This window comes from Hymenobacter lutimineralis, from assembly GCF_008271285.1.
Lineage (GTDB): Bacteria > Bacteroidota > Bacteroidia > Cytophagales > Hymenobacteraceae > Hymenobacter > Hymenobacter lutimineralis.
The window spans coordinates 31369-48834 of record NZ_VTHL01000030.1; the positions used below are offsets into that span (position 1 = coordinate 31369).

At 59.4% G+C, this 17466-nt stretch carries 11 protein-coding genes and 1 pseudogene; all 12 read left to right on the plus strand.

The window, feature by feature from the left end:
- The first annotated feature begins 2 nt into the window (after positions 1-2).
- Positions 3-596 carry a glutathione peroxidase gene (locus tag FY528_RS19665; RefSeq protein WP_149072730.1) on the plus strand — a complete coding sequence of 198 codons (594 nt, stop codon included), beginning with the start codon at positions 3-5 and terminating at the stop codon, positions 594-596.
- A 58-nt stretch (positions 597-654) separates the two neighbouring features.
- Positions 655-1326, plus strand: coding sequence for an HAD family hydrolase (locus FY528_RS19670; RefSeq protein WP_149072731.1), 672 nt, complete (start codon positions 655-657; stop codon positions 1324-1326).
- A 27-nt stretch (positions 1327-1353) separates the two neighbouring features.
- Positions 1354-2289: a 1,4-dihydroxy-2-naphthoate polyprenyltransferase gene (locus FY528_RS19675; protein WP_149072732.1), complete on the plus strand. Its 936-nt coding sequence runs from the start codon at positions 1354-1356 to the stop codon at positions 2287-2289.
- A gap of 460 nt (positions 2290-2749) precedes the next feature.
- Positions 2750-4582 carry a cellulase family glycosylhydrolase gene (locus FY528_RS19680; RefSeq protein WP_187632215.1) on the plus strand — a complete coding sequence of 611 codons (1833 nt, stop codon included), beginning with the start codon at positions 2750-2752 and terminating at the stop codon, positions 4580-4582.
- A gap of 81 nt (positions 4583-4663) precedes the next feature.
- The gene (locus FY528_RS19685; RefSeq protein WP_149072734.1) at positions 4664-6658 is read left to right on the plus strand and encodes a 7TM diverse intracellular signaling domain-containing protein; all 1995 of its coding nucleotides are present in this window, start codon (positions 4664-4666) and stop codon (positions 6656-6658) included.
- A gap of 606 nt (positions 6659-7264) precedes the next feature.
- Positions 7265-10438 (plus strand): SusC/RagA family TonB-linked outer membrane protein, encoded by a 3174-nt coding sequence (locus FY528_RS19690; protein WP_149072735.1) that lies wholly within the window; start codon positions 7265-7267, stop codon positions 10436-10438.
- A gap of 29 nt (positions 10439-10467) precedes the next feature.
- Entirely contained in the window at positions 10468-11958 is a 1491-nt protein-coding gene (locus FY528_RS19695) for a RagB/SusD family nutrient uptake outer membrane protein (RefSeq protein ID WP_149072736.1), read from the plus strand.
- A gap of 68 nt (positions 11959-12026) precedes the next feature.
- Positions 12027-13301, plus strand: a complete 1275-nt coding sequence (locus FY528_RS19700; protein ID WP_149072737.1) for a PKD domain-containing protein — start codon at positions 12027-12029, stop codon at positions 13299-13301.
- Between the two features lie 36 nt (positions 13302-13337).
- Positions 13338-14225 carry a glycoside hydrolase family 16 protein gene (locus FY528_RS19705; protein ID WP_149072738.1) on the plus strand — a complete coding sequence of 296 codons (888 nt, stop codon included), beginning with the start codon at positions 13338-13340 and terminating at the stop codon, positions 14223-14225.
- A gap of 329 nt (positions 14226-14554) precedes the next feature.
- On the plus strand, positions 14555-15424 hold the full coding sequence (locus FY528_RS19710) for a glycoside hydrolase family 16 protein (RefSeq protein WP_262384065.1): 870 nt from the start codon (positions 14555-14557) through the stop codon (positions 15422-15424).
- Between the two features lie 228 nt (positions 15425-15652).
- On the plus strand, positions 15653-17077 hold the full coding sequence (locus FY528_RS19715; RefSeq protein WP_149072739.1) for a T9SS type A sorting domain-containing protein: 1425 nt from the start codon (positions 15653-15655) through the stop codon (positions 17075-17077).
- A 116-nt stretch (positions 17078-17193) separates the two neighbouring features.
- A pseudogene (locus FY528_RS19720) lies at positions 17194-17466 on the plus strand (sugar MFS transporter); the annotation flags it as partial.

Consider the following 17466-nt stretch of genomic DNA (forward strand, 5'->3'; position numbering starts at 1 on the left):
GTATGAAATTTACTCTACCCGTCCTATTGCTCTCGTTGGCCGCCTGCGGGCTGTCATCTTCCACCTCTTCTCAGAAACCGGCAGACGCTCCCATGAACCCGACCACCGAAACCGCCACCCCTGGCTCCGTTTACGATTTCACGGTACAAACCATTGAGGGTAAGCCCTTGCAGCTTAGCCAGTACCGCGGCAAAAAGCTGCTGATTGTGAATACGGCTTCGGAGTGCGGCTACACCCCACAGTACAAAGAGTTGGAGGAGCTCTACAACAAGTACAGCGACCGGGTGGTGGTGCTGGGGTTTCCGGCCAATAACTTCGGTGGGCAGGAGCCCGGCACCAACGAGCAGATTGCCACCTTCTGCGAGAAAAATTACGGGGTAAGCTTCCCGCTGTTTGCCAAAGTATCCGTAACCGGCGACGACACGGCTCCTTTGTACCGCTTTCTGGCCGATAAGTCGAAAAACGGCGCCGTGAGTGACGCTCCCACCTGGAATTTCTGCAAGTACTTAGTGAATGAGCAGGGGCAGGTAGTAGCCTTCTACCCGTCCAAAGTAAAGCCCATGAGCGACGAGCTGGTGGCCGCCATTCTAAAGTAGCTTTTCCTTATCTGGCCGTGCATTGCCGTAGCACACCGCCGGCCAGTCTGCACCCTACATGATTCGTACTGTCATTTTTGATATGGACGGGGTTATCGTTGATACGGAACCCGTCCACCGCTATGCCTACTTTCAGCACTTCGCCGACCTCGGTTTCACCCTGACGGATGAGGAGTACGCGCAGTTCACGGGCGCTTCTACTAAGAACGTGTACCAGCAGCTTCAGCACCGCTTTGCGCTGCCTCATGCGGTGGAAGAGCTGGTGCTGGCCAAGCGGGCCCGATTCAACCAGGCCTTTGATGAGCAGCCGGGCCTGGAACTGCTGGCTGGGGTACATGCCCTGATTGAAGACCTGCATGCCCACGGAATGCAGCTGATTCTGGCTTCCTCGGCTTCCCGCTCTACCATCGACCGGGTGATGCGCCGGTTCAATCTGGGTTCCTACTTCGCGCACTTAGTGAGCGGGGAGGAGTTTACCCGCTCCAAACCCGACCCCGCTATTTTTGAACACGCCGCCAGCCTGGCAACCGGGCCAAAGGCGGAGTGCGTGGTCATTGAGGACTCAACCAACGGCGTGGCGGCGGCCAAAGCCGCCGGGCTTTTCTGCATTGGCTACCGCAGTGAGCATTCCAATTTGCAGGACTTAAGCCAAGCCGACCTGGTAATTGAGCATTTCAACGAGTTGTCGGCCTCCAAAGTGGCGGCCCTACAGCCCGCGCTGATGCCCTAGCAAGCCCCCGTTGCAGTTTCATTTTTCATGACTTCTCCTTCTTCTGCTTCCGCTGTTTCGGGTACACCTGCCAAAGCCTGGCTTTCTGCTTTTCGGCCCCGGACCTTGCCTTTGGCGCTGGCCAGCATCATGGCGGGGGGCTTTCTGGCTGCCAGCACCGGGCAGTTCCGGGGCTCGGTGGTAGGCCTGGCCGCGCTGACTACCGTACTGCTGCAGATTCTGAGTAACCTGGCCAACGACTACGGCGACTCTCAGAACGGGGCCGACAGCGTCCACCGGGAGGGCCCGCTGCGGGCCGTGCAAAGTGGCGCCATCAGTCCGGCGCAGATGAAGCGCGGCATGACCGTGTTCGGAGTACTTTCTTTGCTGAGTGGGCTGGCGTTGCTCTGGGTAGCCCTGGGCACGGCCGGCCTCTGGATTTCGGGCGCGTTTTTGTTGCTGGGACTGGCTGCTATCTGGGCGGCTGTAAACTACACGGCTGGTGCCAGGCCTTACGGATACGCGGGCCTTGGCGACCTGTCGGTGTTTATCTTCTTCGGCTTGGTGGGCGTGTGTGGTACGTATTTTCTGCAGGTACGCACCTTGCCTTGGCCAGTACTACTCCCGGCAGCTGCGCTGGGCTGTTTCGCAACGGCCGTGCTCAACGTGAACAACATCCGGGATATTCGCTCAGATGAACTGGCGGGCAAGATTACCATCCCCGTGCGCCTGGGGGCACGCCATGCCCGCCGTTACCACTGGCTACTGCTGCTGCTGGGCTTTGGCTGCGCAGTAGTGTACGTGGCGCTTACTTACCATTCGCCGTGGCAGTGGCTGTTTGTGGCCGCCGCACCGCTGCTGCTGCGTAATGCCTGGCAGGTGTGGCAGCGTCAGAACTCCCGGGAACTAGACCCTCTGCTAAAGCAAATGGCGTTGACTACCCTCGTGTTTACCTTGCTGTTTGGGGTAGGGCAGTTGCTGTAACCTCCTTACCTCCCTGCGGATGGCTGAGTGGCCACATTTTTTTGTCGGTCCACACATTGTTTTTTTGGCCGGTATGGAAAGCGCCCGGGCAGGCCATATTGCCTGCCGTCGGTAGCCTGGCGGGTAGTTTGCGTGTGGGCTAACAGTATAGCTGCGGGGTGGGTAGTAAGCGTAAACCCGTGCTATCGGGCCGCAAACGCGGATATAGATTTGCTTTTTCCGCACACGAAGCTTTATTTTGATCTGCTGCCTTTCGGCTGCTTGCCGACTTGTGGGATATTGGGCGCGTATTTTTCCCAGTATCCTGCAATCGATTAAGTAACCTTCAGGAGTCTCCCCGTATTCCTGGTCTTTTTCCAGTCCTGGGCGCCGCCGGCGCCGGGTTGGGAAAACTATATCCTCGGAGAGAGGCAGTATTATGATTAAGATAAGCAGGTGGAGCCTGGTGGCTCGCAGTAGCGTGGCCTTACTGCTGGGCGGGCTGCTGAGCCTCGGGACCCGGCCAGCCGCAGGGCAACTGTTGCGGGCCCAGGGCCCCGAGATGGTAAATGGGCGGGGCGAGAAAGTAGTACTGCGCGGCGTAAATGTGGGCGGGTGGCTGCTACAGGAAAGCTACATTCTCCGCACCGATTCCCTGAACTCCCAGGGGCAAATACAGGCAGCCTTGCTGCGTACCATGTCGGTGCAGCAAGTAGAGGATTTCTACCGCCAGTACCGGAAAAACTTTGTGACCAAGGCCGACATTGACTTCCTGGCAGATCAGGGCTTTAACTGTGTGCGCGTGCCTTTTCACTATGATCTGTTCCTGACCTCTACTCAGCGCCGGTTACGCTACAAAGCCTTGCAGGATCCCGCGCAGCTTACAGCCTACGCCGATTCCCTGGCGGCCTGGAATGACCGGGGGCAGTTGTTCACTGCTCAGAACCTGGACGGCTTCCGGCACTTGGATGAGGTGATCCGCTGGTGCCAGGCCCGCAACCTCTACGTCGTACTCGACCTGCACGCCGCTCCCGGCGGCCAGGGCGTCGACCGCAACATCAACGACAACCTGGTGCCCCTGGACCTTTGGAAGCGCCGGGATGCAAAAGGCCGGCTGGTGTACCAGGATGCTACCGTACAGCTCTGGAAGCAGCTGGCGGCCCGCTACCGGCAAAACGCCAGCATTGCCTTCTACGACCTGATCAATGAGCCGCACGGCTTAACCCCGCAGAACGGCCTGAGCGCCGACAACCAGGAACTGCGCGCCCTCTACGTGCGCCTGCTGGAGGCCGTCCGGAGCCAGAACGACCAGCACTTGCTGATGCTGGAAGGAAATGGCTACGGCAACGAATACACAAACCTCACCCCGGATAAGCTCCCCGAGCCGCTGCGGACCAATCTGGTTTACAACGCGCACCGCTACTGGTGCAGCAACGAACCCACATCCAGCGACCCAAACCCCAATCAAATCAACACGTTCCAGAACCTGGCCGCTTTCCGCGACAAGTGGCAGGTGCCGGTATGGGTAGGGGAGACGGGGGAAAATGCCAACGAGTGGTTTGCCGCCGCCGTAACGGAGCTGAATAACCTGGGCATTGGTTGGTGCCACTGGAACATTAAGCGGGTAGATGCCACTACGGGCATCTTCTCCGTGCCTGCCTACGGCAGCATTCTGACCTCGGCGGGTCGTAAGACCCTGCTGCGCAATGTTCAGGTCAGGCACAGCAAGGTGAACTGGGATGTAGTACAGGCCCTGCTGCGGCCGGCGGAAGGGGGGCGGGCCTTTGCCCCGCAGCAACTGCCCGGCCGCCTGGTTGCCGCCGACTACGACATGGGCCGGGCCGGCTCAGCTTACCATGACACCTACGCGCAGCGCACGGAGTTTGGGCAGCCGGAAAGCTGGAACCAGGGCCGTCAGTATCGCAACGATGGCGTGGACATAAGCCCGGTGGCCGACCCCAAAGCCCATAACGTGGCTGTAGACATGCTGGAACCCAACGAGTGGGTGCAATACTCGGTTGAGGTGACGCAGCCGGGCTTCTGCCAGCTGCAGGCGCGGGTGGCCAATGCTACGGCTACGGTGGCCCGGCTCCAACTGCTGCTGGATGGACAGCCGCTGGCCGAGCTGGTGGTGCCGCCCACGGGTCCCGGCGACGTTTGGACAACGCTAACGCTGCCTGCCAAAAACCTGCCCGCTGGCGCCCACCAGTTACGTCTGGTAACCAAAGAACCCGGTGCCCGCATCAGTTGGGTGCTGTTTGAGCGGGTACCATTGCCCAAGGCCTCTGCGCCCGTTTCCGGAACGATGCAATAGGCGGGAGCGGTTTATCCGCCCGGCTGGCAGTGCCCGGCCGCAGTGGCAACAACGTTGGGTTTAGTAAATTGGGTGCCTCTTATGATTCCCACTATGTACACTTGGTTTTACCAGTCCTCGTTTACCGCCCGGCTCCTGGTCGTTTTAGGAATGCTGCTGGGCAGTGGCCTAGTGCGCGTCCAGGCTGCCCCGCCGGTAAGCCGCGAAGATACCCTCCGCCTGCAGAAGGGACTGGGGGAGCTGTTCATCGACCCCGGATTCTACAGTATTCTGGAAGATGCCTCCAATACGCTTACCGTAAACCAGGTAAGCCAGGAGCCTTGGAGTAGCCGCTTCAATGCGCTGCATCCGGATAGTCGGGCCATCCGCAACACCAGTTCTACCTATTGGATGCGCGTGACCCTGTACAACACCAACCGTGGGGCCGGACAGCACTGGTACCTGGAAACTTTCGACTCCCACATTGGGGCCTTAACGTTTTACCGGCCCAACGGCACCGGCACCTACGACAGTATACAGACGGGGGCCAATCTGCCGTTTGCCTCCCGCCAGTATCCTTACAAAAACTATTTGTTTCCGCTGCCGCTGCCCCCAAGCCAGACGCAGACGTACTACCTGAAGTTTAAATCCTCTTCCAAAACCAGCTTCCTGTCGCGGGTGCGGAATGAGCAGCTGCTGGCGGCCCACACCCAAACGGAATATGGCCTGCTGGGTGGCTTCTATGGCATTCTGTTTATTATGGTGGTGTACAATCTGTGCATCTACCTCTTCATTGGTGAGCAGACATACCTGCGGTATGTGCTTTATGTGCTGAGTTGCAGCCTGCTGTTTCTGTCAGAAGATGGTCTGGGCTTTCAGTTTCTTTGGCCCAACTGGCCCTGGCTGAACTCTCTGGTGAATACGGGCACACCGGTACTGCTGCTGCTTACGTTCAGCTATTATGCCCGCATGTTTCTGGATGCGCCCCAGCAGCTCCCGCGCTACGACCGGCTTACCCGCCTAGTAGTGCTGATAAGCGTGGGCCTGCTGCTGTTGGACATGCTGTTTCTGGAAACAGGCTTCGGTTTTTGGCTGTACCTGCTGCCCTATGGCATGATTTACTACGCCGCCCTGCAGGTATACTGGAAAGGCTTCCGGCCGGCACGCTATTTTCTGCTGGCCCACGCCTTAGTGGCCATCAGCGTCCTGTTCCTGATTACGCGTAAGCTGGGCATCAACTTCTTTACCAACGCTTTCACCGTCTACAGCATGAACATGGCCCTCATTCTCGAGGTAGCGGTGCTGTCGTACGCGTTAGGTGACAAAATCAAGGCCATTAAGGATGCTACTATTCGGGCTCAGGAAAAGCTGGTAAAGCAGCTCCGCAAACGTCACCAGGCCCAGGATCAGTTGGTAGAGCAGCTGCGGCAAAACCAGGAACTGAAGGATCAGCTCAATACCGAGCTGGAGGAGCTGGTAGCCAAACGCACCGAAGAGCTGCGGCAGCAGAGCGAGACTATTGTGGCCCAAAACCGGGAGCTGCTGCAGGCCAATGGCCTGCTGGCTTTGCAGTCGGCCGCCATCGAGAAGCTCAATACCGACCTGCAGCGCGACTTACACCAGACGCAGACTGCGCGGGTGCTTTCCAAGGAGGTTGATTTCGGGGAGTTCAGCCGGATTTATCCCGACAAAGAGGCCTGCCTAGTGTACCTGGCTGACTTAAAGTGGGCGCATGGGTACCGTTGCCGTAAATGCGGGCACGAAAAGTACTGCGACGGGCGGGAGCCGCATTCCCGGCGGTGCACCCGCTGCCGCTACGTCGAGTCGGCCACGGCCTACACGCTTTTCCAGAAGTGTAAGTTCTCTATCGTGAAGGCATTGTACGCTGTCTTCCTGATTCATACACACAAGGGCACGTACTCTTCCCAGGAGCTTTCCCGTGTGCTGGAGCTGCGCCAAGCAACCTGCTGGAGCTTTATGCAGAAGGTGTTGGAGGCTATGCAGCGCCGTCGCCAGGCCCCCGACTACGACGAAAACGAGGGCTGGACCCACGTACTACTGGATGATACGGTGCCTGTGGAAGAAGAGCAGGACTAAGGCTGAGTTGCTTAGGTAAGTAATTACTTACTCGGGTTTAGGGTAGTTGTGCCCGGTCAAAATGGAATGGAGGAAAAAAAGATAGAAAATGCGGGCTTAGCCCGCATTTTTTTTGTTGTTTTTTAGCCGAGTATACTTGGACGAATAAAAGACATTTGCAGGCTATACAGGCTATATAAGTGTGGGCTAAGCGTGTGTTGTAAGCGTAACGGTTTTTTGTGCTGTAAGGTAAAAAACCTCATTTGGAGCGTTTTGGGCGGGTTTTGACGCTTGCATTTGCCAAACAATCACTGAATATTTGACCCACTCTCTCAGCGCTCCGCACCTGTTTCTTCCGGCCGCCACTACGCTATCTTCTGGTTTACGCACTGTCCGCTGCTTATCGGCTAGCAGTTCCAAAGAATAGGAAGAGTAGGGCCTGCTGTTCAGGGGAGACAACGCCAAGTATGGTACCCGCGGGAAGCTTTACTATCTGCTTTCCTTCTGCTCTCCTGACGGCCCGCAATCGATGGCGGGTAGCTGCAATGACTTGATCCATGGCTGGCTGAACGGAGTGTTCATTGGCCTAAATTCCTCCTGAACTTACCCTTCCCAAAACCTACCTTCATGACCCAACACTCTTACGCACAACTACTTCAGAGGGCGGCGTTTCTGACCGTTCTAGGGTGGCCGGCTCTGGCACTATCGGCGGTGGGCAGCCCAGGGCTGTCGGCTCCGCTGGCCGCCACTTTTCCTTCCCGTTTAGCCGATGTAACGGTATCCGGTAAGGTATTACAGGAAAATGGTACCCCACTACCCGGCGTTACGGTGGTTGTGAAGGGTACTACCATGGGTACCACCACCAATTCTGATGGCACTTACCTGATTACGGCACCCGAAAACAGCACGCTGGTGTTCAGCTTTGTTGGGTTCGTGCGGAAAGAGGTGAGCATGCCCGCGGGAGGCTCTACCAGCCTGAACGTGACGCTCATGGAAGATACCCAGGCGCTGAGTGAGGTAGTGGTAGTGGGTTACGGTACGCAGGAGCGTACCAGCGTAACAGGCGCCGTGGCTTCCGTAACGGCCAGGGAAATTGCTTCCCAGCCCGTGGCCGATGCTACGCAAGCCCTGCAGGGCCGGGCAGCTGGTGTAACGGTTACCTCCAACGGGGGCGCTCCGGGTGGGGCCGCCGGTACGTCGGTACGGGTACGTGGTATTACGTCGGCGGGCAACAACAACCCCCTGTATGTAGTAGATGGTTTCCCGCTGCCGGAAGGCGGTGAAAACCAGCTGAATGCCATCAGCCCCAACGACATTGAAACCATTGACATCCTGAAAGACGCTTCGGCCACCGCCATTTACGGGGTGCGCGCGGCTAATGGGGTAGTTATCATCACCACCAAGCGCGGCAAAGCCGGCGTGTCCAGCATCAACCTCGATGCCTACCGCGGCGTGCAGCAGGTGTGGCGCAAGCTCAGCCTGCTCAACGCCGAGGAGTATGCCGTTATCAATAATGAGGGGCGCTTGGCAGCCGGAGAGCCGATCGTGGTAGACCGGTTGAAGAATCCGGCGGCCTTGGGCGAGGGTACCGACTGGCAGGACGAGGTGTTCCGTCGTGCGGCCATCCAGAACTACTCACTATCGGCTACGGGCGGTAGCGACGTTGCCCGGTTTGCCGTTTCGGGTAGCTACTTCCAGCAGGATGGTACCATCGTGGGCTCGGACTTCGAGCGGTTTACGCTGCGGGCCAACGGCGACCTACAAGTGAACCGCATTCTGAAGATTGGCAACAGCATCTCGCTGACCCACCTCAACGACCGGCAGATTACCTCCAATAGCGGTAACTACGGCACGGTGCAGCAGGCCATCCGGATTCCCGCCATCATCCCGGTGTATCGCCCCGACGGCTACTACTACGAGCCCCGGGCTACGCAGGACAACTTCATTGAGGAAAACCCACTGGCCTCGGCTACCATTACTAACCAGCGCTTCAAGCGCAACCGGGCCCTCACCACGTTCTTCGCCGAGCTGGAACCCATCAAAGGTTTGCGCTTCCGCACCAACGTGGGCGCCGACTTTATCTTCGACCAGTACAACGCCTTCCGGCCCGGCGTACCCGTCCTGATAGTGACGAAGCCTGACGGCACGCCTGAAACGTTTACCACGCGCTACGCCCAGGCTACGTCTGGGGCCTCGGCAACCGCCTCTTACGCGCCTAGCTACCTGATTGAAAACACCCTCAACTACGACCACCTGTTTGGCGACAAGCACCAGGTAACGGTGCTGCTGGGGCAGTCGGCTCAGGAGTTCAACTACAGCAACGTAGAGGCCTACCGCCGGAACTACGCACGCAACGACCTGCAGGGTATTAACTCGGGTCCCCGCGACCCCCTGTTTGGCTCCACGGCAGGTCGCATACAAGTGCCCTCGCACCTGGCCAGCTACTTTGGCCGCTTCAACTACGAGTTTGCCGGTAAGTACCTGTTCCAGGCCGTTGCCCGCTACGACGGCTCCAGCGCCTTCGCACCCGGCAAGCAGTTCGGCTTCTTCCCCGGCGTTTCGGCCGGCTGGCGTATCTCGGAAGAGGACTTCATGAAGGACAACCGCGTGATCAGCAACCTGAAGCTGCGCGCCGGTTACGGCCGGGTAGGCAACCCCAACAACGCAGACCGCTTCCAGTACCTGTTCGTCGTTAACCCTAACATCAGCTACCCCCTGGGAGCAGTGCAAAGCCCGCAGAACGGCGCGGCACCCACCCGCTTGTCGAACCCAGAACTCCGCTGGGAGACCAACGACCAGATTAACGTCGGGGTGGACGTAGGATTCCTCGATAACCGCTTCGAGGCCATCATCGACCTCTACAACCGGAACTCGCCCAACCTGATTGCGGGCGTGCCCGTGTCGCTGGTATCCGGTACCTACGAGTCGGTACGGCGCAACGCTGCTTCGGCCTACAACCGCGGCATCGACTTTGCCCTGACCTCCCGCAACGTACAGAACGCGGGTCGGGGCCTGAACTGGACGTCCAACCTCACGCTCACGGCCTACAAAACCAAGCTCGAGAAGCTGGGGGCAGGGGAGCCTTACAGCGACCTGGCCGGCTTGAGTGGCAACATTCTGCGCTACGATGAAGGCGTAGCCTTCGGCTCCTTCTACGGCTTCGTGGCCGACGGCCTGTTCCAGACGCCGGAAGACGTGGCCAGCCACGCCACCCAGCCCGGCGCGGCCCCCGGCGACATCCGCTTCAAGGACGTGAACGGCGACAAGGTCATCGACGACAAAGACCGCACGTTCATTGGCAATCCGAACCCCAAGTTCACGTACGGCCTGAACAACACGGTTACGTGGATGGGCTTCGACCTGAACGTGTTCCTGCAAGGCTCCCAGGGCAACAAGATCTACAACGACAACCGCGTTATCCTGGAAAGCGCCCTGTACAACAGCAGCAACGGCAGCACCCGCGTGCTCGGCCGCTGGACGGGCCCCGGCACCAGCAACGACGTGCCCCGCGCCTATAGCGGCGCTAACTCCGACCCCAACCGTAACCTGCGCGTGTCGTCGTACTTCCTGGAGGATGGCTCCTACATGCGCATCAAAGTGCTGACGCTGGGCTACACCCTGCCCGAGTCCATCATGGGCCGCCTCAGCGCCAAGCAGCTGCGGGTGTATGCCTCGGCTCAAAACCTGCTGACGCTGACCAAGTACACCGGGTTTGACCCTGAGGTAGGCTCGCGCGGCGTAGACCTGGGCGTGTACCCCCAGCCGCGGGTGTTCCTGGCGGGCATCAACTTCGGTTTTTAATTCCCCCTTACTAGCTACAACACAAGACGATGGCAACCATCACAAAATACACTTGCGGGGCCTGGCTACTCACGCTGGGGCTGCTCAGCGGCTGCGGTAAAGACTTCCTGTCGGAGGCTCCCAACGACAGCGTGACCGAAGCAAACTTCTACAAAACCGAGACGGATGCCATTCAGGCCACCAACGCGGCCTACGGCGAGCTGCTGACGACGGGGCAGTACAACGCGGCCCTCTGGGGATTTGGCGACATCATGTCGGACCTGTCTACCACGGGTGGGGGCGGCGGCCAGGACGGCTTCGAGTACCAGCAGCTGGATAACTTCAACATTGCCACCACCAACCCGCTGGTGAACCGCCTCTGGGGCTCCTGCTTCGTAGGCATCGGCCGCGCCAACATCGTGCTGGAAAAAGTGCCGGCTATAACCGCCATTAATCCGGCCGTTCAGCAGCGCTGCCTCGGCGAGGCCGCTTTCCTGCGGGCCAAGTACTACTTCGACCTGGTACGTCTCTACGGGGATGTGCCCCTGTTGACCAAGCTGCCCAAAACGCTGGCCGAGGTAAACATTCCGCGTACGCCAGTGGATCAGGTATACGCCCAGATCGAAGCCGATCTGAAGGACGCCATTACCAAGCTGCCGCCCTCGCACAGCGCCGCGGACATCGGCCGCGCCACCAAATGGTCGGCTACGGGGCTGCTGGCGAAGGTATACCTGACGCGCGGCAAGCTGGCCGACGCGGCCACGCAGGCTCGCTCCGTCATTAACTCCAGCGGCAAAACGCTGTGGGACAACTACGGTGATAACTTCAAGGTAGCCAACGAGAACGGCAAGGAGTCGTTGTTTGAGGCGCAGTTTATCTCGGGTCTCAACCAGTGGACCACGGACGGGCCCGGTTTCAGTGGCAATGAGTTCTTCGGCCCCCGCGGCCAGGGCATCGTGCCCCAGGGTGGTTACGGCTTCAATATTCCCGAGCCCGAGTTCGTGGCCGGCTACGAGGAAGGCGACCTGCGCCGTGATGTAACTATCTGGAAGCCCGGCGACTCTTACCCAGATGGCCGTAAGCAGCCCAACTCCCTGCCCGGCTCGCCCAATGGCTACGGCCTGAAGAAGTACTTCGTGGGCACCGTCAATACCAACATCTGGGACTCGGAGCTCAACATTCCCATCCTGCGCCTGGCCGAGATGTACCTGATCCTGGCCGAAGGCGTAGGCCCCACCGAGGAAGGCCGCGAAGCCCTGAACAAGGTGCGGCGCCGGGCCTTCGGGCTGCCCATCAATACGCCTAGTAACCGCGACGTGACCACCACCAACCCCGAGGCCTTCACGGCCGCCGTGCGCCGCGAGCGGAAGTACGAGCTGGCGTTTGAGATGGACCGGTGGTTTGATATGAAGCGTACCGGAGAGCTGTTCACCTCGCCCGAGTTGAAGAAGAAAGGCATCAAGTCTTACAACATTGTGATGCCGCTGCCGCTGCAGGAACTGGACGTAAACCCCGGCCTGAAGCAAAACCCTGGTTATTAATTGCTGACTGGCCGGCCCATACCCGTGGGCCGGCTGGCTCCAGCTTCCCTTCATTCTTCTGAATTCCCATGAAACATATAGTACGCGTAGCAATGCTGGGCCTTTTGCTGGCTCCCGCGCTGCTCACCTCCTGTGAAAAGGAAGGCGACGATTATACCCTGGAGGGGGCGGCTCCGCAGGCCAGCTTCACTACCACGGTGAAAACCACGGAGTTTCCTACGGTCGTTACCTTCACCAACACCAGCAAGGATGCCTTCCTCTACCAGTGGGACTTCGGCGACGGCTCGCCCCTGGAAAAAGGCCAGAACGTGACGCACGTGTATAAGCGCCCGGGTACGTACAAAGTAAGCCTGATCACGGCCGGCCGTGGGGGCACGAGCCAGCCGCAAACGGCTAACGTGGTAATTGCGGCCCCTACCAGCCCGGCCTACATTGGGCTGACGAACAGCACCACCACTGGCAACCGGGCCTGGATTCTTTCCAATCAGGCGGGCGCCATCACCAAGTACGCCGCCAACGGCACCACCGTACTTTCGTCTTCCGCGGCAGGCGGCATCCCGGCCTGCCAGGCCGATGATGAGCTGACGTTTACCAGCACCTACGCCTACAGCTACAACGCCGGCGACCAGACCTATGCCGACGGGGCTTGTGGAACGGCCAAGACCGGAACTTCCGACTTCGTGTTCACGCCCATCGGGGCTACCGGCGGCAAAATTACCCTGTCGAAGGAAGGGGCCTTCATCGGCGAAACCACCCCAACCAAGGACCGTTCCTACGAAATCCTGGAAGCGACGGAAACCACGCTGAAGCTGCGCACCGAAAACGCCGACGGTACCTTTACCCAGTACACCTTCCGGCCCCAGCTCTCGGCCCTCGACCGCGTGAAGCTGCTGCTGACGGGCACTACGTCCAAAACCTGGATGCTGCAGAATGATGTAGATGCTCCCATCGTGGTGGGTACCGAAGACAACCCGGCGGCCTATTTCCCCGGGGTGAAGAAAGGCGAGTTGCCTACCTGCCAGTCGGACGACGAGTACACCTTCTTCGCCAACGACAAGTTCACCTACAACGCCAAAGACCAGACGTTTGTGGCCGGCCCGTATGATTGTTTTGCTCCACGCTCTGGGTCCTCGGACTTCACCTTTGGCCCCGCCGATGGCAAAGGCATTGCCATGATTGAGTTCAAGAAAGCCGGGACCTTCATTGGCGTGACGGATGCCCCGGACCTGACCTACCGCATCATCTCCATCAACGAAACGAATATGGTACTCCGGGCCGGACGACCTGACCCAACTAACAAAGACAAAGCCCTCTTCGAGATGAAACTTGTCGCCAAGCCGTAACGGTTGAGGTCTGCAACCTTCATCATTTCCCTTACCATGAAAAAATCCTCCATCCTCATTTCCCGCAACCTCTGGGCCGGGGTCAGCCTGGTGCTGGCCCTGGGCACCCAGGCCTGCACCGAAGAAAAATCGAAGCCCGGCCCGGTAACGCCGCCACCCCCCGTAGCGGAAACCAATGCCGAAGCCCGCGACTACGCGGCTTACACCGAGCTGATCTGGAACGACGAGTTTGATGCCGGCACCCTGGATGAGTCGAAATGGGTGCGGGAGCAGGGGGGCAATGGCTGGGGCAACAACGAGCTGCAGACCTACACCAATACCAATGAAAACTCCTACCTGTTGGATGGGAGCCTGGTCATTGAAGCCAAAAAAACAGGCAGTGGCCCCCGCGACTATACCTCGGCCCGCCTCATCACCAAAGGCAAGAGGGATTTTCAGTTCGGCCGCATTGATGTGCGCGCCAAGCTGCCCAAAGGCCAGGGCATCTGGCCGGCTATCTGGATGCTGGGCTCCAACATCGACCAGGTGCAGTGGCCTACCTGCGGCGAAATTGACATCATGGAATTGCGGGGCAGTCAGCCCAATCAAGTGCTTTCCACTATGCACTATCGCAACAGCGCGGGCAACCACGAGTTCAAGAGCAACCAGTGGCAGCAGCTGGCCACCGGCACCTACGCCGACGACTACCACGTGTTCAGCGTGGTGCGCAGCAAAGACCAGATCCGGACGTACATCGACGAGCGGGAAGTGTATAACTTCTCCTCGGGCGCAGCCTCGCCTAACCCCTTCAACAACCCGTTCTTCCTGATCCTGAACGTGGCCGTAGGCGGTAATTTCGATGGTGACCCCAACAGCGCCACCGTATTTCCGCAGAAGATGTATGTGGACTACGTGCGGTTTTATCAGTACAAGGACTCCAAGTAAATCAGTGCGCACCCCGTCGGGTCGGGTGGGAAACAAAGTCCCGACGGGCGGAGCTGCAACCGCGCGGCACTGGTTTGGGCAGCAGCTTGTCTTCGGCACGTGCCGGACAGCTGCTGCCCCTCCGGAGCCCCCGGCTATGGGCTTATGAGCCCGCAACCCCCACGCAAACAGGGCGCAGTGCCCTGCCTGGCGGCCTATGGCTGCCCTCCAACTGAGACATATCCGGCCGCTAAGCAGTGACCGACGACATACTACCGAATAAGCCGGGCGGAAGCTTTAGCAAGCCGGCCCGCTGGCTCATTTACCAACCACTGTTCACCTTTCTTGCTATGAATGTGCGTGCTGCCTGGGGAATGTGGTGTACGGGGGCCTTGCTGGCTACCGTCGCGTGCACGTCGCCGGACCCGGTGCGGCCCAAAGGTCTGCCCGGGGGCAGTACGCCGTCCACGGTTGAGTACTCCTTTCAAGAACTGGTCTGGCAGGACGAGTTCGACCAGCCCGGCCTGCCCGATGCCGCCAAATGGGGCTACGATGAGGGCGGCAGTGGCTGGGGCAACAAAGAGCTGCAGTACTACACCAAGGCCCGGGCGGAAAATGCCCGGGTAGAGAACGGCACCCTGGTGCTGGAGGCCCGGCGCGAGGCCCTGCATCCTGGCAATGCCTACACCTCCGCCCGCTTGCTGTCACTGGGCGGCGGCAGCCAACTCTACGGCCGCTTTGAAATCAGGGCTCAGCTGCCCGGGGGGCGGGGCATCTGGCCGGCTATCTGGATGCTGCCCGACAACTGGCAGTACGGCAACAAAGGCTGGCCCGACAACGGTGAAATTGACATTATGGAGTACGTGGGCTACGACCCCGGCGTGGTGCACGCCTCCACGCACTGCAACAAATACTACTTCCGCACCAACAACCAGAAAACGGCCACCACCCAGGTGCCCGATGCTACCACGGCTTACCACGTGTATGCCGTTGAGTGGACCCCGGAGAGCATCACCGCCTTCGTGGACGACAAGCCTTATTTCACCAGCCGCAACGAGCATTCGGGCTGGGAGGCCTGGCCCTGGGACCAACCCTTTCACCTGCTGCTGAACGTGGCCGTGGGCGGCGAATGGGGCGGCGCCAAGGGCATAGACGATGCCGCTTTTCCGCAGCGAATGGTAGTAGACTACGTGCGCATCTACCGCATGAAAGCCAAGTAAAAACTTAGCGGGCAGGGGAGACGCTCCACCCGCTTTTTATCCGCCCCAGCGCAGGCTTTGCCTGACTGGTTCGGTTCCGGGGCCGGCTTAGCAATGTAAGGGGAGCAAGCCGGCCCTTTCGGAACACACGCGAATATGCTGCCTGCCCAAATGAGGTCCGGGTAGCCGTCCTCCTGATTGACCGGCAAAAAGTAGTGCCTATTACCTTCTTCCATCCCACCTTCTTGTATGATGAAAACTTCTACCCGCACCCTTCTGCTCACCAGCCTGCTAGGCCTGCTCGGGTCCGCCGCTACGGCCCAGACCCTGTACGACGACTTCGAGCACACCGCTCAGGTGTCTTACCCCACGGTGACGAGTTCTCTCACGACCGTGGACAATCCTGCCAAATCCGCCGCTAATAACAGCGATAAGGTGGGCAAGTACGTGCGGGACGGGGGCGCCGACTACGCCGTTATCGTGCTGCAGCCCACCGATAACCGCAAGCTGGCGGATGTGACGAGCTACCTTAATGGCTCGAAGAAAATCACGATGAAATTTTACAGCCCGGCCGTGGGCGTGAGCGTGCAACTCGTGCTGCAAGACAAGGCTAAATCGGCTACGGGTTACCCCAACGGCAACCTGGGTGGTACCTTCGACGTCAAAACGACGGTAGCCAATGCCTGGGAAACGCTCACCTTCGTGTACAGCGCCGGCGCCTCCGACCCCTCCGTGAAGGTTACCGACGTAGACCAGCTGGTGATGCTGGTGGCACCCGGCGTCAAGAACGGTGACACCTATCACCTCGACGATCTGATGGGCCCCGAGTTTGCCTCCACCACGCCCACCGAGCCGCAGACGCCCGTACTGCTCGATGACTTTGACGCCATGCGCAAAGTGACGTATGCCTACACGGATGGGGCCTACGAGCAAGGCGCCGCCAACCCGGCCAAAGGCACGGGCAACGACAGCGAAAAAGTAGCCAAATACACCCGTAACAAGGATAAAGACTACGACGTCATCGTCATCAACCCCACCGATAACCAGGCCTTTGCCGACGTGAGCGGCTACCTGAGCGGGGCGCAGAAGATTACGCTGAAGTTCTACAGCCCGAAAGCCGGGGTGAAGGTGCAGATGGTGCTGCAGGACAAAGCTAAGTCGGCTACGGGCTACCCCAACGGTAACCTGGGTGGTACCCTCGAAGCCGTGACCACCAAGGCCAACGCCTGGGAAACCCTCACCTTCCAATTCACGGCTGGTGCCTCCGACCCCTCCGTAACGGCAAATGACATCAACCAGATTGTCATGCTGATTGACTACGGCCAGAAAACCGGCGACACGTACTACTTCGACGACCTGCAGGGGCCCGCGCTCAGAACCGCTACGCCTAACCGCGCCGCCCGCCCGGCCGTGGCTACGCTGGCGCCTATGTGGCCGAACCCCGCCAGCCAGCAGAGCCGGCTTGACTATCAACTGGTAAAAGCCAGCGCCGTATCGGTGTCGCTCTACGACCTGCAGGGGCGCCGCGTGGCCACCTTGCTGAACAATGCCGTGCGTCCGGCCGGTGCTCATCAACTGCTGGTGCCTACCGCTAAGCTGGCCGCTGGTCTCTACCAGTTGCGCTTGGAAACGGGTGGGCAGGTAACCACTCAAAAGCTGAGCGTGCAGCACTAGTACCGCCCTGCCTGATATATGAGCCTATACCCGGTCGGCGCCGTCGCACCGGTCGGGTATAGGCTATTTTGTGCCCATACTCCGGGCATGCTACTCCTCCTCATTTTTGCTGATTTATGGCCCTGGCTGCTCCCGCTTCCGTTTCTCCTGCTACTACCACCGACCCGGCGGGCTCCTCGCCGCGCTACACCTCGGCCCTGGCTTCGCTGACGGTGCTGTTCTTCATGATGGGCTTCATCACCTGCCTGAACGACATCCTGATTCCCTACCTGAAGGCCATCTTCCAGCTTTCCTACACCCAGGCCAACCTGATCAACCTCTGCTTTTTCGGGGCCTACTTCGTCATGGGCATTCCCGCCGGCAAGGTGGTGCAGCGCCTGGGCTACAAA